The organism is Rhizobium sp. NZLR10 (assembly GCF_019685125.1).
In the GTDB taxonomy this organism is placed as follows: domain Bacteria; phylum Pseudomonadota; class Alphaproteobacteria; order Rhizobiales; family Rhizobiaceae; genus Rhizobium.
This window is the reverse complement of record NZ_JABDWE010000008.1, coordinates 234,647-258,600: the sequence shown is the minus strand read 5'-3', so window position 1 is coordinate 258,600 and position 23,954 is coordinate 234,647. Positions and strand designations below refer to the sequence as shown.

The following is a 23,954-nucleotide window of genomic DNA, read 5'->3' as shown; positions in this document are numbered from 1 at the left end:
ACGACGCGACACTTCTTCCCGCGCCGGATTTGATGAGGTGAGTTATGTCAGATTTGGAAAAGCTTGTAAGACGCCGCATGCAGGAAGAATACGCCAAGGGCGCTTCCGCAGAGGAAATCGCGAAAGTTGTCCGCGACCTCTTCAATAGCATCGACCTCTCAGGCCCATCGCCTGATGCCGTTGCCGTGCGGGCCACTCCGAATTACGAGTGACCTTATATTCAACCGACCCGAGATTTTCGGGTCGGTCGCCGGGATGGTTCCCTTAAGCAGAAATTGATCACGCTGCCTTGACTGCGGCATCGATCGGATGCTGCGAGCGGAAGCCGACGGCAAGTCGGTTCCAGATATTGATCGCGCCGATCGCCACGGTGATCTTCGTCATTTCCTCCTCGGAAAAATGCGCCTTCAGCGTCTCGTAATCGGCATCCGGTGCACCGGTTTTGGCAATGTTGGTCACGGCGTCGACCCAGCCGAGCAGCGCCCGTTCGCGGGTGTCATAAACTGGTGATTCCCGCCAGACACACATCAGGTTGATCCATTGCTCGCTGAGCCCATCATGGCGGGCTTCCTTCACATGCATGTCGACGCAATAGGCGCAGCCGTTGATCTGCGAAGCGCGCAGCTTGATCAGGTGGATGAAGCGGCGCTCGAGCCCGGAGGACTGGACGTACTGCTCGAGCGCGACGATCGCCTTGTAGGCATCGGGGGCGGCTTTTGCGAAGTTGAAACGCGGTTGCATGATCTTCTCCTTGGTTATGGCTCAGCGAGCCGTCTTGCGTTCATGGATTTCAAGGAAGGCGCAGCCTCGGGCTGCGATCGATCCGTCGTCGAGGGCCGTCAGTTCGATGCCGAGGTCGGCAATGCTGGTCTTGGCGAGTTCGGTCCGATAGACCCGTTCGGCCCGGAGCATCGCCGCGCTGATGTTGCAGGGCTTGGCGAAGAAGCGATCGGCGACCGGGTTCGGCCCGCGCTGGCGGATTTCGGCGCAGCGGAAAGCCGGCGCCTGTCCCTCGACCGCAAGCAGGATGTCGAGCAGCGAGATCTCCTCGGCCGCCTTCGCCAGCCGGTATCCGCCTTTCGGCCCCGGCACGGTATCGAGGATGCCGGCGCCTGACAGCGCCTGCAGATGTTTCAGCAGATAGCTCGTCGAGACGCCGTGGAACTCCGCCAGTGCTGCGGCCGAAAGCACGCCGCCTTCGGAGAGGCCGGCAAGCATCGCGACGCTGTGAATGGCCTGCTCGACTCCATCGCTCATCTTCATCGAAGCATCTCCCCAATTCGTGGATAAAAAATATCCATGATTATACCGGTTGTCAACAGGGCGCTGTTTGCCTTTCTCCCGGCGCCGGATAGAAACGAGAAAGCCGACAGGGGAACATCATGGCATCCAACGCCTTCGCAGGCCTTCTGAATACCAGCGCCGATCGCCACTCGCCGTTCGACGACGCCCAGGGCATCGTCGCCGGTAGCATGCTCGCCGTGCTTGGCGTCTCGCTTCTCTCCGGCGCGGGGCTGCTCGCCGGCGGCACGGCGGGTCTTGCCTTCCTCGCGCATTATGCGACCGGGATCAGCTTCGGCCTTTGTTTCTTCGCGGTGAACCTGCCCTTCTATTATCTCGCCTTTCGTCGCTTGGGTCTTGCCTTCACCATCAAGACCTTCGCCGCCATCGCCCTGACATCGGTCCTGTCCGAATTAGTCCCGGAATTCATCGGCATCGCCCATGTCAATCCTTTCGCCGGGGCGCTCTTTGGCGGTCTTGTCATCGGCGCCGGCATGCTGGCGCTCTTTCGCCACCGCGCCAGCCTCGGCATCGGAATTCTCGCCCTCTATATTCAGGATCGTTTCGGCTGGCGCGCCGGTTTCGTCCAGCTCGGCTTCGACGGCATCATCCTGGCGCTCTCCTTCTTCGTCGCCAGCCCCTTCATCATTGCCTGCTCCGTGCTCGGCGCGGTCGTGCTCAACCTCACGATTGCCATCAACCATCGCAAAGACCGCTATATCGCCATGTGAAAAGCCGCCGCTCTTCTTTTTCCTTAGGATTTCACTAGTTTCAGGGCGTGGACCAGATCGATGCCGAAGCCCGCGCCTTGTTGCCTGCCGTCTTTACCCGCTGGTTTGCGGAAAAGGGCTGGCGGCCGCGCGCCCATCAGCTGGAATTGCTCGCCCGCGCCGAGGCCGGTGAAAGCACGCTGCTGATTGCGCCCACCGGCGCCGGCAAGACGCTCGCCGGTTTTCTGCCGTCGCTTACCGATCTCACCCGCCGCGGCCGGATTCCGCCAGGCTCCGTCTTCACCGGCATCCATACGCTCTATGTCTCGCCGCTGAAGGCGCTTGCCATCGATATCGAGCGCAACCTGATGAAACCGGTCGAGGAGATGGGCCTGCCGGTTACCGTCGAAAACCGCACCGGCGACACGCCGAACGCCAAGCGCCAGCGCCAGAAGCTCAACCCGCCGGATATTCTTCTGACGACACCGGAACAGGTCGCGCTACTTCTCGCCAACCGCGAGGCCGAGCGCTTCTTCAAGGACCTGAAATATGTCGTGCTCGACGAGTTGCATTCGCTCGTCACCTCCAAACGCGGCCATATGCTGTCGCTCGGCCTTGCCCGCCTGCGCCGCCTTGCCCCCGGCCTCCAGACCATCGGCCTGTCGGCGACCGTCGCCGAGCCGATGGATCTGCAGAAATGGCTGGTCGCCCAACAGGAGGGCAGCGGGCAGGAGAGCAGCGAGCATCATGCCGGTCTCGTCGTCGTCGAGGGTGGCGCCAAACCGGATATCTCGATCCTGTCGACCGAAGAGCGCATTCCCTGGGCCGGCCATTCCGCTCGCTATGCCATTCCCGACGTCTACAACAAGCTTGTCGAACACAAAACGACACTGCTGTTCGTCAACACCCGCAGCCAGGCGGAAATGCTGTTCCAGGCGCTCTGGACGATCAATGACGACAATCTGCCGATCGCCCTCCATCACGGCTCGCTCGATGTCGCCCAGCGCCGCAAGGTCGAGGCGGCGATGGCCGAAAACCGGCTGCGCGCCGTCGTTGCCACCTCCACCCTCGATCTCGGCATCGACTGGGGCGACGTTGATCTCGTCATCCATGTCGGCGCGCCGAAGGGCGCCTCGCGGCTTGCCCAGCGCATCGGCCGCGCCAATCACCGCATGGACGAGCCGTCGAAGGCGATCCTCGTGCCGGCCAACCGCTTCGAGGTGATGGAGTGTCAGGCGGCCCTCGACGCCAATTATATCGGTGCCCAGGACACCCCGCCGGTCGGCCGCGGCGCGCTCGACGTGCTCGCCCAGCACGTGCTCGGCATGGCCTGCGCCGAACCTTTCGACATGCTGGAACTCTACGATGAAATCATCAGCGCTTCGCCCTATGCCGATCTGACCTGGGAAACCTTCGAGCGCATCGTCGATTTCGTCGCGACCGGCGGTTATGCGCTCCGCACCTACGAGCGTTATGCCCGCATCCGCAAGACCAAGGAGGGCCGCTGGCGCGTCTCCAATCCTGCCGTCGCCCAGCAATACCGCCTCAATCTCGGCACCATCGTCGAAAGCCCGATGCTGAACATCCGCATGGTCAAGCGCGGCGAGGGCGGCAGGATCGGCCGCGGCGGCGCCACGCTGGGCAAGGTCGAGGAATATTTCCTCGAGCAATTGTCGCCGGGCGATACTTTCGTCTTCTCCGGCAAGGTGCTGCGCTTCGAGGGCATCCGCGAAAACGAATGCCTGGCATCGCAGGCCTTTTCGCTCGATCCGAAGATCCCCTCCTACAATGGCGGCAAGTTCCCGCTGTCGACCTATCTCGCCGAGCAGGTGCGCGCGATGATCGCCGACCCCCACCGCTGGCGCCAACTGCCGGATCAAGTGCGCGACTGGCTGTCGCTGCAGAAAGACAAGTCGATGCTGCCGAAGCGCGACGAGTTCCTGATCGAAACCTTCCCGCGCGGCAGCCGCGGCTATATGGTCGCCTATCCCTTCGAAGGCCGTCTCGCCCACCAGACGCTCGGCATGCTGCTCACCCGCCGGCTGGAGCGGGCCGGCGCCAAGCCGCTCGGCTTCGTCGCCACCGATTATTCGCTGGCCGTCTGGGGGCTCGAGGATATGGGACTGATGATCGGCAATGGCAGGCTCAGCCTCTCCGACCTCTTCGACGAGGATATGCTTGGCGACGATCTCGAAGCCTGGCTCGACGAATCCTTCCTGTTGAAGCGCACCTTCCGCAATTGCGCCGTGATTGCAGGCTTGATCGAGCGCCGTCATCCGGGCAAGGAAAAGAGCGGCCGCCAGATCACCGTCTCGGCCGATCTGATCTACGACGTGCTGCGCAGCCACGAGCCGGATCACATCCTGCTGCAGGCGACGCGGCAGGATGCGGCGACGGGACTTTTGGATATTGGCCGTCTTGGCGATATGCTGAGGCGAATCAGGGGCCACATCACCCACCGCGCTCTCGACCATATTTCCCCGCTCGCCGTGCCGGTGATGCTGGAAATCGGCCGTGAAGCGGTGCCAGGCGAGGCGCATGATGCGCTGCTCGCCGAAGCGGCCGACGATCTGATCGCCGAGGCGCTCGCTTGAGACTTGTTTGGGAATATTGACCGTGATCAACCGCCTGGCGCTTGCGCGCGACATATCGGGACAGACCGCGATGCCGGGGATCGAGACATCGGTCCATGGCATTGCCGCCGTCTGCGACCCGCTCGGCGCGCTTTATCTGCCGGATGCCGGCCTGCTCGTCGTCTCCGACCTGCATCTGGAAAAAGGCGCGGCCTTCGCCCGCCGCGGCATGATGCTGCCGCCTTATGATACGTTGGCGACGCTGACCGTGCTTGCCGCCGTCATTTCTCGTTATGATCCGAAGCTCGTCGTCTCGCTCGGCGACAATTTCCACGACCGCATCGGTTCTGCGCATCTGCCGGAGAATTTCCGGGCGCTGATCGTCGCCATGGCCCGCGGCCGCGAATGGATCTGGGTCAATGGCAATCACGATCCCGACGGCGTCGTCGATCTGCCCGGCGCCTCGGTCGACGAGATGCATTATGCAGGACTGACCTTTCGCCACGAGCCGCGGAGCGGTTTGCAGAGCGGCGAAATCGCCGGCCACCTGCACCCCTCCGCGACCGTGCGCCGCCGCGAAAAATCCGTCCGCCGTCCGTGTTTCGCCACCGATGGCGCCCGCCTCCTGATGCCGGCCTTCGGCGTCATGAGCGGCGGCCTGGATCTCGCCCATCAGGCGATGAAGGGCCTGTTCGACACATCTTCGCTGATGGCGCATCTGCTGGGCCGGGATCGGATCTATTCGGTCAGATACGGGAATTTGCGGGGGTAGCGATTGCTGTCTCGGATACGGGACTTACACGGCACACCCTGAAATCAATCACACTCCTGCAATTGCTGCTGATACGTCCCGGCCATCCGCGCAAATTTCTGCGCCGTCTGCTGCAATTGTCCGTTCGAGCGCCAGTCGCCGCGTTTGTATCCTGTCGGGCCGGAATAATAGGCGAGATAGAGATTATAAGCGTCGTTCAGCGGAATGCCGGTCTCCGCGCTGTTCTGGGCGTGATACCAGCCGATGAAATCGATGGCGTCGGCGAAGTTTGCCCGCCGCGCTGTCCAGTTCCCGGTCTGCGACTGATAGTGATCCCATGTCCCGTCGAGCGCCTGCGAATAACCATAGGCGGTTGAGGGCCGGGTCCAGGGAATGAAGCCGAACAGCTTGGTGCGCGGCGGCCGCGCATAGGGCTGGAAGCCGGATTCGGTATACATCGTCGCCATCAGGATCGGCACCGGCACGCCGTATTTCTTCTCCGTCCGCTCGGCTGCACGCTGCCAGCTGGAGAAGAGCCCGTCGCGCTCATCGAAGACGGCACAGATGTTCCTCGTCTGCTTCGGTGCCGTCGCGCAGCCGGCAAGCAGTGCGAGACCCACGGCGGTCAGAACGATACGAGTACGCATGACAAAACCTCTCGTTTCCGAGAGATTACTAACTCGTAAATGTTAAGGACCGGTTTTTAGTCGAATACGAACTTCCCTGGATAGCTGCCTGCGCCGGCCAGGGATGGATGCCGTCGCGCAGCCAGAGGACGCTATCGCGCCAGAAGCCCTCGGAATGGCGTGCATGGAACAGGCCGAAATGGCCGATCGCCTCGAAGCCGAGATCGGCGGGCTGCAGCAGCACTTCGTCGATCTTGGCGTTGCGGTAATAGGCAAGCGTGCGACGGATCGCCGGCACGGTCCCGAGTTCGTCGTCCGACATGGCGACGGCAAGAATAGGTGCGGTCACCGCGGCAAAACGTTTGAGCACCTCGTCCCGCTCCGCGGCCGGGTGGCTCATCTCCATGCGCGCCCGGCGAAAGCTCCATTCATGGGCGACGCCCGCCGGCAGATCCTCGAGCCAGCCGAGCCGTTTGCCGGGAAAATAGCCGAAGAGCGCCGTCAGCATAGGCATGACGATGTGCCATTTGATCAGCAGCCGCATCCGGCGCGCCGGCGCATAATCGCGCCAATAGGCATATTGGGCGCCCATCGTCAGCATGCGGTCGATCCGGCCGGCATGTTCCGAGAGGCCCGGCAGAAAACCGCCGATGCTGTGGCCGACGACATAGAGCGGCTGGTCTGCCCGTCCGTCCATGAAGCACAGCGCCGCGTCGAAATCCTGTTCGCCCCACTCCCGCCAGCGATAATCGCAGCCGCGGAGCCGCACCGGCCGCGAAAGCCCGATGCCACGGTAGTCATAGGTCAGGACGTCGAAACCGTGAGCGGCGAGAAAGTGGCCGTAACGATGATAATAACGCCCAAGCACGCCAGTCGCCGGATTGATAATGACGCTGGCGCGAGCCTTCGCTTCGCCCGAGGTCCAGAGATGGCCGCCGAGCATCACGCCGTCGCTGCATCGGATCTCCACCGGTGCACCCACCGCCGGCCGTTTATCTTGTTCTTCCGCAAACGGTGGGTCTGCGCCTTTTGCCATGCTCCGTCGCCCTCTGTTCGGCGACGATGATAGAGGCGGGATTTGAGGAGGAAAAGCCGAATGCGGCCATAGATTGGACCGCCGTCGTCATCAGATAGTCTAACCCGCTACGCTTTGACGGGCTCGTAGCGCAAGATCACTGCGCCACTTTCCGTCGTTGAGGATTGGATGAGCTTTAGCGCGACCTGCTCCCCTGCAGGCTTGAAAAGCGGGTTGCCGCCGCCGAGAATGAGGGGCACGACGCAAATCCTGACTTCATCGATGAGGCCGGCTTTCAGCAGGCTGTCGGCAAGCGCGGCACTGCCGAAGATGAAGATCGTCTTGCCGTCCTCTTGTTTCAGCCTCGTCAATTCGGGGATCGGATCGCTGACGATGCGGGCATTGTTCCAGCCGGGCTCGGTCATCGTCCGCGACACGGCGATCTTAGCGATGCCGTTCATATAGGCCTTGATCTTGTCTTCGCTTTCGGCGGTCGGCCAGTAGGAGGCCATGCCCTCATAGGTCTTGCGGCCAAAGACCAGCAGATCGCCTTCTTCACCAAATTGCTCGGCCAGGCGCTGCAGCTCGGGTCCCCAGGCGAGATTGTGGAAGTCGATATCCCACGGCTTCGTGCCTTCGAAATAACCGTCGAGGGTCATCAGGTTCCAGACGACAAGCTTTCTCATTCCATCCTCCTTCTGGATTTGCCAGCCACGATCAAAACCGATTGCATATTACAACTGGTTGAAACCTAATGCAACTGATAGCAAAATGCAAGCGGTGTTCAGCGGTGAGAATGACCGCATCGGCGCGACGCGGCCGCTTGACCGCCCGCCGTTACAAGGAAGAAATTCGCGTGAATGCCGCGTCTTATCGCAGATCAGTCCTTGCGGAAGATCAGGCTGGCGCCCCAGCCGGTGATGACGGCAAGAGCCACGGACGCGAAGCCATAGAGGATCGGCTGGCCATGCGCGGCGTCGGTGATCGTCTGCTCGATGCCGGTTTTGATGACGCGCAGCGGCAGCGATTCCTGGGTGATAAGATTGCCGCTCTTGAACAGATAGGCGCGGACCGTGTGGACGCCGTTCGGAATGTTTGCCGGCAGGCGCAGGCTCGCCTTGAAGAGGTTGGAGGAAACGAAGCGCACGCCGCTCGGGTTGCGGTCGTAGAACCCGCCGCCCTGCTGCAGCCGCCGGAAGGCATCGCGGAATTCGCCGAGATTGCTGCCATCGCCGACGAAGCCGACCGGCGTCAGCGGAATGTGATCGATGCCGATCCCCTGATCGGTCAGCTCGAGCGGCGTCGTCAGGTCGTCGATCATCCGCGAACTCGACATCGAGTAGGAGTGCGGCACCGCCTCGAAGGTCATCGAGCGTGTATTGACCCAGATGCCGAAGACGCGCTCCTTCTTGCGCACCGTCGCATCCTGGCGCGGGCCTTCCAGCACCACGACCACGTCATATTGGCCGATGGCGAGCAGCAGCTGGTCGGTGTTCGAGAGCGCCCCGAAGATCGTCAGGTCGGCGCCGTGGAAATCCGAGGTGATGGCGATTTCGCTGGTCGACGTGCCGATTTCCAGCCCTTCACGCACCGCTTCGGTTGCCTGCCCAGGCAGCCATTGCGCTCCGGCAGCCGCCGGCAGCAGACAAAGAAGCGCGATGGCGGCGGCAAGCAGGCGCATCAATTGCCCGCTCCCATCACCACCGAATAGATGTCGGCCGGCGTCACCACCAGCGCGATCGCCAGACGCACGCCGACGGCGAGTACCAGCAGGCCGAGCAGGGCGCGCAGCTGCTCGCCGCGCAGCTTCTGGCCGACGCGCACGCCGTATTGCGCGCCGATGACACCTGCGACCATCAGGATGAAGGCGAGCACGATATCGACGGAAAAGTTCGTCGCCGCCTGCACGATCGTCGTATAGGCGGTCACGAAAATGATCTGGAACAACGAGGTGCCGACAACGACATTGGTCGGGATGCGCAACAGATAGATCATTGCCGGCACCATGATGAAGCCGCCGCCGACACCCATGATCGAGGTGAGGATGCCGATCGCAAAGCCGAGCGCAACGATCGGAATGACGCTGAGAAAGACCTTCGATTTCTTGAAACGCACCTTCAGCGGCAGTCTGTGCACCCAGTGCTGGTGGCCGGGCTTGCGTGGTGCCGGCGGCTCGTTGCGCGCCGCCCGCCGCATGGCATTGATGCTTTCGAGCAGCATCAGTCCGCCGACCGTGCCGAGGAAGATCACATACATCAGCGAAATGATCAGATCGAGCTGGCCGATGGCGCGCAGCAGCGAGAAGATCCAGATGCCGACCGTCGCCCCCGAGAGACCGCCGACCAAAAGCACCGTGCCGAGCTTGATGTCGAGCGTGCCGCGCCGGAAATGCGTGATCGCACCCGAGATCGACGACGCCACCACCTGGTTGGCGCCGGTTGCGACCGCAACGATTGGGGGGATATTGTAGAAGATCAGCAGCGGCGTGATCAGAAAGCCGCCACCGACGCCGAACATTCCAGACAGGAATCCGACGGCCGCCCCCATGCCGAGAATGATGAAGATGTTCACCGACAATTCTGCGATGGGCAGATAGATTGTCACAGCCGACCCCGAATGATGACCGCCCCTGCCGGGCGGTTTCTGTCACGACCCCGTTCGAATGCGCACCATACTGTGAAATCGTTGCCAGAGGCTTTCGATCGGCCCCTGTGGCGACGGAGATCGAAAGCGGACGATTCGGCAGGTGCGACGATCGATCTGTCCCGCATAATCCGGCTTTTTTCAGATTGCGTGACAGGCGGCGGAAAAAACGAAAAATGTCTGAGGCCGCCAAGCCTTTTGTAGGGCAATTACAGCAAAAGGGCCGTGCGGTTTGCGCCCGGGCTGGCGCAAACGAGACATAGGCCATTTCCGCACCCGAAAAGAGCGGAAAGGTTCTAGATGGCCTTGCTGCCCTGCTTGTTGCGTTCGAGCAGCGCCTTGACGGTTGCGTCGGTCACTTTGCCGTCCGGCTCCTGGCCGACCGACTTCTGGAAGCTTTTGATCGCGGTCACGGTCTTTGCGCCCATTTCGCCATCCGGTGAGCCGGCGTCGAAACCGTTATTGTTGAGGATCGCCTGGATATTGCGGATCGCCTTCTTCATGTCGACCGTCGCCGTCTTGAGGCCAGTGCCGGCCCATTCGTCGGGAATGTCGATAGCGTTGGTGCGGTGGTCGACCGGCTCCGGCTTCCAGAGATCGGCCTTAGTGCGGGCCCGCTCGAGCTGGTCCGGCTTCATGGCTTTGGCCACTTCGTCGCGTTTCTGCGCCGCGTCCTTGTCGCCGGCCTTGGCGGCGATCGAAAACCATTTGTAGGATTCTTCGATATCCGCCGGAACCCCGTTGCCCCTCGCGCAAAGGATCGCCAGGTTGAACTGGCTGTCGGTGATGCCGAGGTTGGCGGCCTTGGTGAACCATGAGGCGGCCGTGGCATAGTCCTGCTGGCCGAGCGCGCCGGAAGCGTAGAGCACGGCGAGATTATGCATGGCGCTGGCATTGCCCTGGTTTGCCGCCTGCTCGTAGAAGCTCTTCGCCTTCGCGATGTCGCGTTCGACGCCATTGCCCTTCTCGTACATGCTGCCGAGCCGGTACTGCGCCGGTGCAAAGCCCTTGTCGGCCGAAAGCTGGTACCAGCCTGCCGCCTGCTTCTGATCGACGGTGATGCCGTTGCGGCCGTCCGAATAACGCGCGCCGATCTCGAACAGCGCCAGCACATCGCCGCTGCGCGCCGCATCGGCAAGCGATTTCGGCTGGACGGTATCGGGAATGGTGATGGCGGCCTGCGGTGCGGATGCCGCCGCCGGCGTGTTCGCAACAAAGCCCGATGTCTCCTGCGCTGCGCCGGATGGGGCGGCAGGGGCAAATGTCGCGGCCCCTTCGCCGTCGAGCGGCGCGGCATCGGTCAGATGATCGCCGACAACCGGCGGGGTTGCTTCCGGCTCAGCCTGTTCGGCGGCGGGGGACGTCGTCTGCGCTGTTGGGGCGGCCGTTTCTGCCGTGCCGGTGTCCGGCTGGGCGGGTGTTGCTTCAGGCAAGGCTAGCTGCGGATTTTCCGTCGCGCCGGTCAGCGCCGAGACTTCGGCTGGCGCCTGCGGGGCGCTCTCGCCGCTCGTCAGCGTCCGGGCAAGCGGAAAGGCCATGATCGCCAGCAGCACGGCCCCGACGGCCAGCAGGATCGGCCGCCGGTAGCGCGAAAAGGCGCTGGTCTTGCCCGTCTTGTCAGAAGTCTTGCCGGCCTTGTCGACGCTTGCGCCCTTCTTCTCGGCCTTGACGGCTGCCTGTTTCGGATTGGCGTCCACTTCCATCGCGGCTGCCTGCGCTGCACGACGCGCGGCGGCGATATAATCGGCGCGATCGGTTTCGGCGGCAGGTTTGCCGCGTGCGGCACTCTGGCTGGCGCGGACCCGTTCAAGGATCTTCTTCACGTCGGGCGCGCCCGAGCCCGGTTCGAGCAGTTCGTTTGCCGCATCCGTCGGCACCACGTCGGTCGGATCGATCGATGGCGCGGGGTCGATCATCGGGCGTTCGGTTGCCCGGCTCTCGGCTTTCCTGCCGGGCAGCAGCCGCTTGCCGAGGCTGGCAAGCAGGCTGGCCTTTGCCGGTGCCTGTGCCCGTATTGGCGTCACGTTCTCAGTCGTCCTGGTCGCGGCTTCGATGGCGATCGCGCTCGTTCCGCTCATGGCATTGGCTTGCACCGGGGCGGCAGGTTCGGCTGCAACCTCGGCCGTGCGGATAACAGGAGAGGCCTTCGCTGTGAGGACAGCGGCCGGCGTCCTGTCCATCTCGGCCTCGGCCACCATCAGCGCGTAGGGATCGACATCGAAATCGACCTCGGCCACCGGCATCTGGGCACTCACCCGCCCGCCGCGCTCTTCCATGCCGTCGAGGCGGTCGGCGATATGCACCAGCGTCTCGTGCAGCGCCTTGAAAGTCTTGTGCGTGCGCTCCTCGCTGTCGCGGCTGATTTCCTCGAGGTGACGCAGATCCTCGGCCAGCGCCGTCAGCGCCGACATATCGGCAGCAGCCACGGCGCCCTGCGGGCCGCCATGGCGCGAATAGGCGTCGACGACGGCTTCTGCCGCCTGGCGCGCCGCCTCGATGATATATTCGTCGCTCGTCGCCATATAGTCTTCGATCGCGCCCATCCGCCGGTCGAATTCGGCTGGGATCGCGGCGCTTTCGCGTGGCGTGTTCATCAGTGCCGAAAGATTGGCGATCTGGTCTTCGAGGTTCTTCAGCGCATGTGGATCGGTCGGCGCTGCCGATGTGCTCTCTTCCAGCCGGGCGGCGATGTCGCTCAGCCGCCCTTCGAGACGCCGGAAGGCGCCGTCGTCAACCGCGGCGGCCGGTGCCGGTTGCTGGTAGGCCATCTCGTCGATGCGCCGGGCGAGACCGTCGAGCCGCTGCGCCAGCACGTCGTTGACCGCGCCGTTCTCAAGCGCGTCGATCTTGCGGGAAATGTCGGAAAGCGTGCCGGTGAGGTCGGGCTGCGCCGTCGTTTGCGTGCGCTCCAGGAGATAGGAAAGATGCTCCAGCCGTTCGTCGAGCCGTGACGTCGCTTCCGCCTTCGTCAACTCCTCGACGCGAGATGTCAGCGCTTCGAGCCGCATCGCCAGCTCGTCGGCCGGCGTTGCGCGGTTGGCCGCATCATGGCTCATCAGATCGATCTGATCGGCCAGCGCCGAAAGCCGGCCTTCCAGCCGCTGCATCAGCGCCGGATCGTTGGTGGCAGCCGCGCGCCCGCTTGCCGCGATCGCCCGGCTGATCTCGTCAAGCCGCGTGTCCATGGCGGCGAACTGCTCCGACATGACCCGGTCGTGCGGCTGGATCATGTTGCCGAACTGCTCCATCGCCGTGGCGATGGCGATGAGCTTGTCCTCAAGTGCCCGGACCGCCGGGCTTTCGCCCATGCCGCCGATATGGCGCTTGATGTCGTCGAGCCTATAGGCGAGCGAAACCAGCTCTTCCTGCAGCCCCTCGGTATCGAGCGCCGCAAGCCGGCTCTCGAAGCCGTCCCAGCGGTTTTCCATATGGCGCAGCGAATCCTCGCGCGCCAGCCCGTCCATCAGCGAGCGCAGCTCCTCGAAGTCCTCGCGCAGGCCGGTCGCCTCCGGACCGCTCGAGCGGCCGGTCAACTGAGTAATGCTCTGGGCAAGGCGGCCCATATCGGCGCGCATATCATCGGCGAAACCGCCATCGCCGGCATTCGCCTTGATCTCGCGCAGCTCGGCGCGCAGCGCGTTCATCTCGCGGGTGACGCCCTCGGAAATATCGCGCTTCAGATCATGCCTGAGATTGACGAGCGCCTGGGCGATCTCGGTCATCGTGTCGTCGCCCGCACGGAGGGCGGGTGCCGGTTGTGGTGTGGCGACGCGCGACGCGGGTTCGCGCAACTGTGGGGCTGGTTCGCGCAACTGCGGGGCCGGCTCGCGTGTGTAGGGTCGCTCGCGGCCCGCTTCAAGCGCGCGCTGGCGCTGGCGGATTTCGGCGAGCGGATCCGGCCGCGGCTCGAGCGGCGCCCTTGCGGGGCGCGGAGCATTGGAGGCCGGGTAGGGTTCGCGCTCGGCTGTTGCCGTGCGCGGCCGCTGTTCGCGCCCGCTGCCTATCAGCCCTTCGATGCGTGCCTCCAGCCCTTCGATCGTGCGGTTCAGCGCATCGAGCGAGGTCCTGTCGGACTGTCGGGAAGGATTTGATCGCGATCCGTTCATCTTCTTGCTCGCTTCGACTGCTCGACCCCTCGTCAGAGCTCGATCATTGGCTTTTCCGTCTGTGGCCAGCGTCTTCACGCCGACCGGAGCACATCATTCATAAGAGGTTAGTCAATTAGGCTTTCCTCAAGCTGGACGATGTAGCGGCATCCCTGGGAAACGCGACACTGGGAAAAGGAATGCGGATTGCTACTGCTCAATCCGCACCTTTCACGAAACGTGGTAAACAAGCCGTTAATGTCGATGAGAATTTTTTAACGTTTGTGTTCCAAACGCCGTTTTAGGCGGCAATTGCCCCTGAATTCGTCACATCGAATGGCGGTGGGGCGCTTAGGTCGGCCGCTTATATTGCAGCTCAATCTTCACGCCTTCGGGGCCATGGACGAAGATCTGGCCGAGATCGGTGTCGGGAATATCGTAATATTCATAGCGATAGCCGCTCGCCTTGATGCGCTCCAGCGCCGCGCCGAATTCGTAGAGGCTGAAGGCGACATGATTGAAGATGCCGGGCGGAAAATCGGTGCTGCGTGACGTCAGGCTGAGATGGATGACCGGGCGTTCGTCCAGATAGAGCCAGTGGCCGGGCGAGTCGAAGGGTGGCCTATAGCCTTCCTCGACGCCGAGCACGGCGTTGAGGAAGCCGATCATACGAGAGGCATCGCGGGTATCGATCGTGACATGGTCCAGGCGCTGCATCGGTGTCCTCCGAGAGCATGATGCCGAAAAGTGTGAGCGGTTTTCGGACGGCATCATGCTCTAACCATTGAATCTGGACCAGGATGATTTTAGGCCATCCGGCCTAAAATCATCCTGGTCAGCTCCGGCGACGAAACATAGTCTGTCCATCGTCGCCGCGATAGCTGCCTTCTCCGCCGATGGCAGCTCAGAAATTCTCCGTCCAGGGCCGGACTTCGACCTCCAGCGACCATGCGCTGCGGTGCTGGCGAAGCACGTCGATATAGGTCTGGGCGATCGCCTCCGGCGAAAGCGTGCCATCCGGCTTCTCCGCCCGGTCCGGCCGCATCTGCGAGCGCACCGCGCCGTCGATGACGAAATGCGCGACGTGGATGCCCATCGGCCCAAGTTCACGAGCCGCACTCTGGGCAAGGCCGCGCAGCGCAAACTTGCCCATCGCGAAGGGGGCCGATTGCGCATAACCCTTGACGCTCGCCGAAGCGCCGGTGAACAGGATGGCGCCGCGGCCGCGCGGTATCATCCGCTGCGCCGCCTGCTGCGCCACCAGAAAACCGCCGAAAGCGGTGGTCGCGATCGCCTTTTCGACATCGGCGGGATCGAGTTCGGCCAGCGGTCCGCGCAGGCGGGCGCCGGCGTTGAAGATCACCACGTCAGGTCCGCCGATCGCGCCGGCAGCCTCTTCGAACAGCGCTGCAACGCTTTGCGGCTGCGAGACGTCGGCGGTAAAGGCGCTGGCGCCGGTCTGCTCGATGAGCAGCTGGAGCTTTTCGACATTGCGGGCGGCAAGCCCGACCTTGACGCCGAGCGCCGACAATTGCCGTGCAAGCGACGCACTGATGCCGGAGCCCGCGCCGACGATGAGGGCGCTCTCATAGGGAAAGTCGGTCATGATATCCTCCTCGATGAATCGTCCGGAAGACGTAGGAACTCCGAGCGGCCTGCGCTACTGCCCGTGCGAATTTCCGTGCGTGTGCGCCGCATCGATCGAATAGGCGCTGATGCGCGACAGGAGGATGAAGGAAAGGCCAGTCTCCTCCGCCCAGTCGTTGAAGGCCTGCTGGATCAGCGGCTGGTCCTTCTTCGCCATGCCGGAGGAGGAGAGCGGCACACCGGTCGATCTCAGGCAGGCGAGCACGTCGATCGTGCTGACGAAGCTGTCACGGCCGATGCCCCGCAGGAAATATTGCCCGGTCATGCCGCCGAGCCGGCTGCCGCGTTTCCCCAACAGGTCGAGAAGGCCGATCTGGTTCTCCCGCGGCCAGTCGGCCAAGAAGACGCCGGCACTGCCGTGTTCCCGTGCCAGTTCGCGGATGAAGGCGGCATTGGCGCGAACCGACATGATCTTCGCACCGTTGCGGATGATCCGTTCGTCCGAAGTCAGGTCATGCCAATAATCGTCGGGCGCGATATTCAGCATAGCCGCCTCGAAGCCGGAAAACGCCGCCTCGAAACCCGGCCACTTCGCATCGATCACCTTCTGGACGAAGCCGCTGTAGAAGATGCGCCGGGTCATGTCTGCGAGGATGCGGTCGTCGGGCATGGTGCGCAGCCGGTTGTGATCCGGCCTATGCTTCTCCAGCAAGGCCTGCAAAGCGGCGGCTCCGCCCTTCCGCTGCTCCGCACGCTGCCTTATCGCCTCGAAACTGATCATCCCGACCATCCTCCCCTGGCATTCCCGAATTGCGGGTTGAAAGACGCTTGCGTTTATACGCCGTTCCACGATGGACAAGGAAGGGGAGACGACGTCTCGTGCCTTTCGGGCCCTTCATCGCCCGCAGACTCGTCATGACAAATTTTTTCATGAAAGGCGGCGAAGCGGCAGAATTTGACGTTTACGCAAACGTCAATATTTTGTAAGACAGTCCCCGAGGCCGTCGCGACCCGCGCAGTCGAATGGGAGGAAATCCAGAGATGCCAGTCTACAAGGCCCCGGTGACCGATACGCTCTTCGTCCTGAACGACGTGCTGGGCCTCGAACGCTACAACAATCTTCCCGGTTTTGCCGACGCGACGCCTGACATGATCGAGGCGATCCTCGGCGAGGCTGGAAAGGTTGCAGAGGAGGCTCTCTTCCCGGTGAATTATTCCGGCGATCAGGAAGGCTGCCATCGCCACGACGATGCCAGCGTCTCGACGCCGAAGGGCTTCAAGGAGGCTTACAAGGCCTATCGCGAAGGCGGCTGGATCGGCCTTGCCGTGCCCGAGGAATTCGGCGGGCAGGGGCTTCCCTATACGCTGCATACCGCCGTCGGCGAATATACCTCCGCCGCCAACATGTCGCTGATGATGTATCCGGGCCTGACGCAAGGCGCGATCGCCGCGATCCTCGTCCATGGTTCGTCCGAGCAGAAGAGCACCTATCTGCCGAAGATGGTGGACGGCTCCTGGACCGGCACCATGAACCTCACCGAGCCGCATTGCGGCACCGATCTCGGCATGCTGCGCACCAAGGCGGCGCCGCAGGCCGACGGCAGCTACAGGATCTCCGGCCAGAAGATCTTCATCTCTGCCGGTGAGCATGATCTCGCCGACAATATCGTCCACCTGGTGCTTGCCCGCATCGAAGGCGCGCCCGAGGGCACCAAGGGCATCTCGCTGTTCATCGTTCCGAAATTCCTGGTCGGCAAGGATGGCGCCCTCGGCGACCGCAATGCTGTCTCCTGCGGCGCGATCGAGCACAAGATGGGCATCCACGCCAACGCCACCTGCGTCATGAATTACGACGAGGCGACGGGTTTCCTGATCGGCGCCGAAAACCGCGGCCTCAACGCCATGTTCGTGATGATGAACGAGGCCCGACTGATGGTCGGCCTGCAGGGCATCGCCATTTCCGAGATCGCCTATCAGAACGCCGCCAACTATGCCCGCGACCGTATCCAGGGCCGCTCGCTGTCCGGTCCCAAGGCGCCGGATAAGAAGGCCGATCCGATCATCGTTCATCCCGATATTCGTCGCACCTTGATGACCATCCGCGCTTTCAACGAGGGTGGCCGGGCCTTTCTGCTGTGGACCGCGCTCAAGTCGGACATTGCTCACCGTGCCACTGACGAGAAGGAGCGCCAGACGGCTGACGATATTCTCGGCCTCGTCACCCCGATCCTCAAGGGCGTGATGACCGATAAGGGCTTCGATCATGCTGTCATGGCCCAGCAGGTTTTCGGCGGCCACGGCTATATCGAAGAACACGGTATGAGCCAGTATGTGCGCGATGCCCGCATCGCCATGATCTATGAAGGCGCCAACGGCATTCAGGCGCTTGATCTCGTCGGCCGCAAGCTCGCCTTGAACGGCGGCCGTGCCGCCATGGCGCTGTTCAAGGAGATCGGCGATTTCTGCGAAGAGAATCGGGACAATGAAAAACTGTCCTTCTTCACCAAGCATCTGAAGAAGGGCTTGAACGACGCCCAGGGCGCGACCATGTGGTTCATGCAGAACGCCATGGCCAAGCCCGACAATGCCGGCGCCGGCTCGACTGATTACATGCACCTCTTCGGCCTTGTCGTTCTCGGCTATATGTGGGCAAAGATGGCGAAAGCCGCCGAGGACGGCCTTGCATCCGGCGATGGAACCCGTGAGGATTTCCTGAGGAATAAGCTGGTGACCGCCCGCTTCTTCATGGAACGCATCATGCCGGAAACCGCGCTTCGCAAGACCCGTATCGAAGCCGGTGCAGACACGATGATGGAACTTGCCGCCGAAGCGTTTTGACGAATTCCCCCTTCTCCCCTGCGTGGAGAAGATGTCCGAAGGACAGATGAGGGGGTGAGCGACGAAGGAGCGAACGGCCGCGCGCAAGCAAGGTCGAGTTTGCCGCGAGCGCCCTCTCATCCGACCTTCGGCCACCTTCTCCCCGAGGGGAGAAGGGGAGTTGAAATTCACCGGCCTCGCCGCCGATAGGGAGCAGAACATGACCGAGGTTTTTATTTACGACCACGTCCGCACGCCGCGCGGCCGCGGCAAGAAGGACGGCGCCCTGCATGAGGTGCCTTCCGTGCGCTTGGCGGCCAAGACGCTGGAAGCGATCCGCGACCGCAACGGGCTCGATACCACGACCGTCGACGACATCATCATGGGCTGTGTCGATCCGGTCATGGATGCCGGTGCCGTCATCCCCAAGGCAGCCGCCTTCGAAGCCGGTTATTCCACCAGGGCGCCCGGCATGCAGATCTCCAGATTCTGCGCCTCCGGCCTCGATGCCGTCAATTTCGGCGCCGGCAAGATTGCCCAAGGGGCCGACGACATCGTCATCGCGGGCGGCGTCGAAAGCATGTCCCGCGTCGGCCTCGGCATGTCCGGCGGCGCCTGGTTCATGGATCCCTCGGTGAATTTCCCGGCCTATTTCATGCCGCAGGGCGTCTCCGCCGATCTGATCGCCACCAAATATGGTTTCAGCAGAACCGATGTCGACGCCTACGCCGTCGAGAGCCAGAAGCGCGCTGGACATGCCTGGCAGCAGGGTTGGTTCGACAAGTCGGTCGTGCCGGTCAAGGATCAGAACGGCCTGACGATCCTTGATAAGGACGAGCATATGCGCCCCGGCACCGACATGCAGGCGCTTGCCTCCCTCAATCCCTCCTTCCAGATGCCCGGCGAGATGGGCGGGTTCGAGGCCGTCGGAATCCAGGCGCACCCGGAAATCGAGCGCATCAACTATGTCCACCATGCCGGCAATTCCTCAGGCATCGTCGATGGCGCCGGCGTCGTCCTGCTCGGCTCCAAGGCAGGCGGTCAGAGCATGGGCATGAAGCCGCGCGCCCGCATCAAAGCCTTCGCCAATATCGGCTCCGATCCGGCCCTGATGCTGACCGGACCGGTCGATGTCACCGAGAAGCTGCTGAAACGGACCGGCATGCGCCTTGCCGACATCGATCTCTTCGAGTTGAACGAGGCCTTCGCCGCCGTGGTGCTGCGCTATATGCAAGCCTTCGACATCGACCACGACAGGATCAACGTCAATGGCGGCGCCATCGCCATGGGTCATCCGCTCGGCGCCACCGGCGCGATGATCCTCGGCACGGTGCTGGACGAGCTCGAACGCCGCGACCTCAACACCGCGCTGGTGACGCTCTGCATCGGCGCCGGCATGGGTACCGCGACGGTTATCGAAAGGGTCTGACGATGAGCTTCAACACCGGCACGATCGAAACCGAATATGCCGAGGTCAGCGAGCACTGGTCGCCCCGCGTCATTGCCGATCTCAACGGCCAGAGCGTCAAGCTCGCCAAGGTCCGGGGCCAGCTCGCCTGGCATTCTCACCGCGACGAGGACGAGCTTTTTCTCATCTGGAAGGGCGCGCTGACCATCGAATATCGCGACCGCCCGCATGTGCACCTGAACGCCGGCGATTTTCATGTCGTGCCGAGGGGCGTAGAGCATAATCCGGTGGCGGAGGAGGAATGCTGGATCGTGCTTTTCGAGCCATCGCAGACCAAGCATATCGGCGATGTAGTCACCGAAAAGACGAAGACAGTCGACGCGCAGCGCAGCCATTTGCCGGCCTGATCGGGGAGGAAACCCAATGACCTACATAAATTTCACGCTCGAAACCGACGCCGACGGCATCGCTCTCGTCACCTGGGACATGCCCGGCAAATCGATGAACGTCTTCACCGCGGAGGTGATGGCCGAGCTCGACGCCATCATCGATGCCACCACCACTGACGCCGCCGTCAAGGGTGTCGTCATTACCTCGGGCAAGTCCTCCTTCTCCGGCGGCGCCGATCTGTCGATGGTCAAGTCGACGTTCACTTTCTACCAGGATGAGAAAGAAAAGAGCCCGCAAACGGCCGTGCAGAAACTCTTCGACATGGTCGGCAGCATGACCGGCCTGTTTCGCAAGCTCGAAACATCGGGCAAGCCCTGGGTCTCCGCCATCAACGGCACCTGCATGGGCGGCGCCTTCGAAATGTCGCTCGCCTGCCACGGCCGCGTCGTCTCCAATGCCAAGAGCGTCAAGATCGCGCTGCCCGAGGTCAAGGTCGGCATCTTCCCCGGCGCCGGCGGCACACAGCGTGTGCCGCGCCTGGCGAACGCCCAGGATGCGCTGCAGATGATGACGACGGGCCAGTCGCTGACCGGCTCCCGCGCCAAGGCGATGAACCTCGTGCATCAGGTGGTCGAGCCGGACCAACTGATCCCCGTCGCTAAGCAGATGATCAAGGATGGCCTGAAACCGGTCGCCCCCTGGGACGAGAAGGGTTTCAAGGCGCCCGGCGGCGGCATCTGGACGCCGGCTTCAGCCCAGCTCTGGCCGGCGGCGCCGGCGATCCTGCGTCGGGAGACATCGGGCAATTATCCGGCAGCGCTTGCCATCCTGAAATGTGTCTATGAAGGCCTTCAGGTGCCGTTCGACACCGGCCTGAAGATCGAGCAGCGTTATTTCACCGAGGTGGTGCAGACCCGCGAAGCCTTCTCGATGATCCGTTCGCTGTTCATCTCCATGCAGGAACTCGGCAAGGGTGCGCGCCGTCCGGCCGGTCACCCGAAGACCGAGCTGAAACATGTCGGCGTCGTCGGCGCCGGCTTCATGGGCGCTTCGATCGCCTATGTTACGGCCGCCGCCGGCATTCCGGTGACGCTGATCGACCGTGACTTGGAGGCTGCTGCCAAGGGAAAGGCCGTCTGCGAAGGTCTCGTCAAGGATTCCGTCGGTAAGGGGCGATTTACGCAGCACGAGGCCGCAGCCCTGCTCTCTCGCATCACGCCCTCGGCCGATTACGCCGACCTCACCAATGCCGATCTGGTCATCGAGGCGGTGTTCGAGGATCGCCAGGTGAAGAAAGCGGTGATCGAGGCTGTGGAAGCCGTGCTGCCGCAAGGAGCGATCTTAGCCTCCAATACCTCGACCCTGCCGATTACCGGGCTGGCGAAGAATTCCAAGCGCCCGGCCGATTTCATCGGCATCCATTTCTTCTCGCCGGTGGAAAAGATGATGCTGACCGAGGTCATCCTCGGTAAGGAGACCGGCGACAGGGCGCTGGCCGTCGCTCTCGACTATGTCGCGGCGATCAAGAAGACGCCGATCGTCGTCAACGACACCCGCGGCTTCTTCGTCAATCGCTGCGTGCTGCGTTACATGTCGGAAAGCTACGACATGCTGATCGAAGGCGTGCCGCCCGCGATGATCGAGAATGCCGCCAAGATGGCCGGCATGCCGGTGGGTCCGTTGGCACTCAACGACGAGGTCGCCATCGATCTCTCGCTGAAAATCCTCAAGGCCACGGCCGCCGATCTCGGCGAGAAGGCGATCGACCTCAGGCATATGGAACTGATCTCCCGCATGGTGGAAAAGGAGGGCCGCTTAGGCCGCAAGAATTCCAAGGGCTTCTACGATTATCCGCCGAAACCGGCCAAGAAATCGCTTTGGCCCGAGTTGAAGAGCCTCTACCCGCAGAAGAAAGCGGATGACGTCGACATCGCCGTTCTCAAGCAACGCTTCCTTGTCACCATCGCGCTCGAAGCCGCCCGCACCGTCGAGGAAGGCATCGTCACCGATCCGCGCGAGGCCGACGTCGGCTCGATCCTCGGCTTCGGCTTCGCGCCCTATACCGGCGGGGCGCTGAGTTATATCGACGGGATGGGCGCGAAGGCCTTCGTGGAACTGGCGGAGAAGTTAGCTGAGGCTTACGGAGACCATTTCAAGCCGACGTCATTGTTGAAAGACTTGGCCGCCAATGGTGAGACTTTTTACGGACGGTTCGATCCCTATGCAGGGGCGAAGGCAGCGGCGTAAGCCGTTTCGCGGTGTGGGTTTTGAGGGGGCAATCTTTACCGTCATACCGTGGCCGCCCCCTTTGCCCTGCCGGGCATCTCCCCCACAAGTGGGGAGATTGGCTGGGCGCGAGGATCTCCCCGAATCTTGTCCGTCACGGCTAGTCGCAGGAGAGGTCCGGTGGGCGGGCTACTTGCCGATCTCCCCACCTGTGAGGGAGATGCCCGGCAGGGCAGAGGGCGCCGCCGCGGCACGACGGCAAAGACCCTTTCGCCCCAAGAGCACGAACTCGACTTTTCCGTGTTGCGGCCTTGTCACGGACACAATTTCCGATTAAACGTTCACGCATCGATCTTGCTAGATGAACTTTGAAACGACGCTCGCGTCGTTCCTGGCGAACTTCCTCCAAAATCGGTTTTCATCGCCGCTCGGCATTTGCCCGGGCGGCAATCTTCTATGAACGATTCGAAAAGGATATCGTCATGAGCACAGGTACCGTTAAGTGGTTCAACGCAACCAAGGGCTTCGGCTTCATTCAGCCGGATGACGGCGCTGCCGACGTTTTCGTCCACATCTCGGCCGTTGAACGCGCCGGCATGCGTGACCTCAAGGATGGCCAGAAGCTGTCTTACGAGCTCGTCCGCGACAACAAGTCCGGCAAAATGTCGGCAGACCGCCTCCAGGCGGCTTAAGTTTGGCGCGTCCTCTCGGACGCGTGGAGCTTTGAATATCATCTCCGGATCGTGACCACGGATGTACTGGCACGGTTCGTTGAGATGGCAGGGAAGGTCGGGTTAGCCCGGCCTTTTTTATTTGCGTCAGCCTCGGCCGTATCACCGCAAGGCCAATCAGCCTCCGGGCGCCCCGTCAGCCTCCAGCATCTCCATGACCCGCAGCATCACCGCCCGCGCCGCATCGAGCTCGGCTGACGTAAACGCAGCACCCAGCCCGTCCGCCCATCCGGCCTGCGCCACCTCGATTACCCCCAGCCGTGCGGTCCCTTCCGCCGTCAGCCGCACCAGCTTGGCCCGCTGGTGCTGCGGGTTCTCCGCATAGGCGATCAGCCCTTCACCCTCCAGCACATCGGCAAGCCGTTGCACGCCCTGGCGAGCGAGGCCGAGCGCGCGGGCGATCTGCGCCACCGACATGTCGCCGCGCCTTGCCGCGGCCAGCACCTGCCAGCGGGCGCTTGTCTGTCCTGCAGGCTTTGCCAGCTGGTCGCCCGCCGCCGTCAGATGGCCGGCCAGGCGAAGGGCGGTGATTGCGAAAGCGGAAAAGGCATTCCCTTCCATCGTCCGCTCCGGTCGATTCTGTTTGACAACATGTTGTCTATTTTGTATCTCATTCATAGTGACAACATATTGTCATATCGAGGCACTGAACGCAATATTGAAGGAGGAGCGCGCCATGAAGAAAACCTACAAGGGAAGCTGCCACTGCGGCAGAGTGCACTACGAGGTGGATATCGACCTCGAGGAGGGCACCGGCCGCTGCAATTGTTCGATCTGCGCCAAGCGGCGCTATTGGGGCGCCAACGTCAAGCCCGAGGATTTTCGTCTGACGTGCGACGAGGCGGAAACGGCTGACTACCAGTTCAACACGATGAGCGGTCACCACCGCTTCTGTCGCACCTGCGGCGTGCCCGCCTTTGGCGACGGTTATGTCGAGGCGATCGGCGGCGCCTATGTCTCGATCAACATCGCCTGCCTCGACGATATCACCCCTGAGGAACTGGCAGCACTGCCGGTCCGTTATTACGACGGCAGGCATGATGCCTGGTGGAACGAACCGGCGGTGACGAGTTATCTCTGAGGCGATTCCGGCAAGACTGCGCGGCGGTTT

At 62.6% G+C, this 23,954-nt stretch carries 22 protein-coding genes; 10 read left to right on the top strand and 12 right to left on the bottom strand.

Features of this window, described 5'->3' with window-relative positions; all coding sequences use genetic code 11:
- Positions 1-44 precede the first annotated feature (44 nt).
- Entirely contained in the window at positions 45-212 is a 168-nt protein-coding gene (locus tag HJB82_RS14850; RefSeq protein WP_207584407.1) for a hypothetical protein, read from the top strand.
- Positions 213-279: 67 nt separating this feature from the next.
- Here HJB82_RS14850 and HJB82_RS14845 read toward each other — a convergent pair whose 3' ends face one another.
- Positions 280-741 carry a carboxymuconolactone decarboxylase family protein gene (locus HJB82_RS14845; RefSeq protein ID WP_207582831.1) on the bottom strand — a complete coding sequence of 154 codons (462 nt, stop codon included), beginning with the start codon at positions 739-741 and terminating at the stop codon, positions 280-282.
- 21 nt (positions 742-762) lie between these two features.
- A complete protein-coding gene (locus HJB82_RS14840) occupies positions 763-1,263 on the bottom strand; it encodes an Rrf2 family transcriptional regulator (RefSeq protein ID WP_207582832.1) in 501 nt (166 codons plus the stop codon).
- 119 nt (positions 1,264-1,382) lie between these two features.
- On the opposite strand from HJB82_RS14840, the gene HJB82_RS14835 reads away from it, so the two are divergent.
- From HJB82_RS14835 to pdeM, 3 genes are read left to right on the top strand one after another with little or no spacing between them, the layout of a single operon-like run.
- Positions 1,383-2,012, top strand: coding sequence for a YitT family protein (locus HJB82_RS14835; RefSeq protein WP_221140369.1), 630 nt, complete (start codon positions 1,383-1,385; stop codon positions 2,010-2,012).
- Positions 2,013-2,059: 47 nt separating this feature from the next.
- Complete coding sequence (locus tag HJB82_RS14830) at positions 2,060-4,585, top strand: ligase-associated DNA damage response DEXH box helicase (protein ID WP_221140368.1); 2,526 nt, start codon at positions 2,060-2,062, stop codon at positions 4,583-4,585.
- Positions 4,586-4,607: 22 nt separating this feature from the next.
- Positions 4,608-5,336 (top strand): ligase-associated DNA damage response endonuclease PdeM, encoded by a 729-nt coding sequence (pdeM, locus tag HJB82_RS14825; protein ID WP_221133093.1) that lies wholly within the window; start codon positions 4,608-4,610, stop codon positions 5,334-5,336.
- 44 nt (positions 5,337-5,380) lie between these two features.
- Here pdeM and HJB82_RS14820 read toward each other — a convergent pair whose 3' ends face one another.
- From HJB82_RS14820 to HJB82_RS14780, 9 genes are all read right to left on the bottom strand, one after another.
- Complete coding sequence (locus tag HJB82_RS14820; RefSeq protein ID WP_164006436.1) at positions 5,381-5,962, bottom strand: transglycosylase SLT domain-containing protein; 582 nt, start codon at positions 5,960-5,962, stop codon at positions 5,381-5,383.
- 28 nt (positions 5,963-5,990) lie between these two features.
- The gene (locus HJB82_RS14815; protein ID WP_221140366.1) at positions 5,991-6,977 is read right to left on the bottom strand and encodes an alpha/beta fold hydrolase; all 987 of its coding nucleotides are present in this window, start codon (positions 6,975-6,977) and stop codon (positions 5,991-5,993) included.
- Positions 6,978-7,084: 107 nt separating this feature from the next.
- Complete coding sequence (locus tag HJB82_RS14810; protein WP_207582838.1) at positions 7,085-7,642, bottom strand: dihydrofolate reductase family protein; 558 nt, start codon at positions 7,640-7,642, stop codon at positions 7,085-7,087.
- Positions 7,643-7,836: 194 nt separating this feature from the next.
- Positions 7,837-8,637, bottom strand: coding sequence for a TIGR02186 family protein (locus tag HJB82_RS14805; RefSeq protein WP_207582839.1), 801 nt, complete (start codon positions 8,635-8,637; stop codon positions 7,837-7,839).
- A complete protein-coding gene (locus HJB82_RS14800; RefSeq protein ID WP_221140363.1) occupies positions 8,637-9,560 on the bottom strand; it encodes a sulfite exporter TauE/SafE family protein in 924 nt (307 codons plus the stop codon). The genes HJB82_RS14805 and HJB82_RS14800 overlap by 1 nt, the downstream gene beginning before the upstream one ends.
- 335 nt (positions 9,561-9,895) lie before the next feature.
- Complete coding sequence (locus HJB82_RS14795; protein WP_221116126.1) at positions 9,896-13,705, bottom strand: peptidoglycan-binding protein; 3,810 nt, start codon at positions 13,703-13,705, stop codon at positions 9,896-9,898.
- Positions 13,706-14,035: 330 nt separating this feature from the next.
- A complete protein-coding gene (locus HJB82_RS14790) occupies positions 14,036-14,401 on the bottom strand; it encodes a VOC family protein (RefSeq protein WP_221140361.1) in 366 nt (121 codons plus the stop codon).
- A gap of 187 nt (positions 14,402-14,588) precedes the next feature.
- Complete coding sequence (locus tag HJB82_RS14785; protein ID WP_207582843.1) at positions 14,589-15,290, bottom strand: SDR family NAD(P)-dependent oxidoreductase; 702 nt, start codon at positions 15,288-15,290, stop codon at positions 14,589-14,591.
- Positions 15,291-15,344: 54 nt separating this feature from the next.
- Entirely contained in the window at positions 15,345-16,052 is a 708-nt protein-coding gene (locus HJB82_RS14780) for a DNA-3-methyladenine glycosylase I (protein ID WP_221140359.1), read from the bottom strand.
- Positions 16,053-16,312: 260 nt separating this feature from the next.
- Here HJB82_RS14780 and HJB82_RS14775 point away from each other — a divergent pair, with 260 nt between their 5' ends.
- The 5 genes from HJB82_RS14775 (at position 16,313) to HJB82_RS14755 (ending at position 22,804) form a co-directional block, all read left to right on the top strand.
- Entirely contained in the window at positions 16,313-18,109 is a 1,797-nt protein-coding gene (locus HJB82_RS14775; RefSeq protein ID WP_221140357.1) for an acyl-CoA dehydrogenase C-terminal domain-containing protein, read from the top strand.
- A 199-nt stretch (positions 18,110-18,308) separates the two neighbouring features.
- The gene (locus HJB82_RS14770; protein WP_221116147.1) at positions 18,309-19,517 is read left to right on the top strand and encodes an acetyl-CoA C-acetyltransferase; all 1,209 of its coding nucleotides are present in this window, start codon (positions 18,309-18,311) and stop codon (positions 19,515-19,517) included.
- A gap of 2 nt (positions 19,518-19,519) precedes the next feature.
- Complete coding sequence (locus HJB82_RS14765; RefSeq protein ID WP_221140354.1) at positions 19,520-19,903, top strand: cupin domain-containing protein; 384 nt, start codon at positions 19,520-19,522, stop codon at positions 19,901-19,903.
- A 16-nt stretch (positions 19,904-19,919) separates the two neighbouring features.
- On the top strand, positions 19,920-22,133 hold the full coding sequence (locus HJB82_RS14760; protein WP_221140352.1) for a 3-hydroxyacyl-CoA dehydrogenase NAD-binding domain-containing protein: 2,214 nt from the start codon (positions 19,920-19,922) through the stop codon (positions 22,131-22,133).
- A 461-nt stretch (positions 22,134-22,594) separates the two neighbouring features.
- Positions 22,595-22,804 (top strand): cold-shock protein, encoded by a 210-nt coding sequence (locus tag HJB82_RS14755; RefSeq protein WP_003545273.1) that lies wholly within the window; start codon positions 22,595-22,597, stop codon positions 22,802-22,804.
- Positions 22,805-22,960: 156 nt separating this feature from the next.
- Here the strand turns inward: HJB82_RS14755 and HJB82_RS14750 are convergent, their stop codons facing one another.
- Positions 22,961-23,461, bottom strand: coding sequence for a MarR family winged helix-turn-helix transcriptional regulator (locus tag HJB82_RS14750; RefSeq protein WP_207582848.1), 501 nt, complete (start codon positions 23,459-23,461; stop codon positions 22,961-22,963).
- 58 nt (positions 23,462-23,519) lie between these two features.
- Between HJB82_RS14750 and HJB82_RS14745 the strand changes: the two genes are divergently transcribed.
- Positions 23,520-23,924, top strand: coding sequence for a GFA family protein (locus tag HJB82_RS14745; RefSeq protein WP_207582849.1), 405 nt, complete (start codon positions 23,520-23,522; stop codon positions 23,922-23,924).
- Positions 23,925-23,954 lie beyond the last annotated feature (30 nt).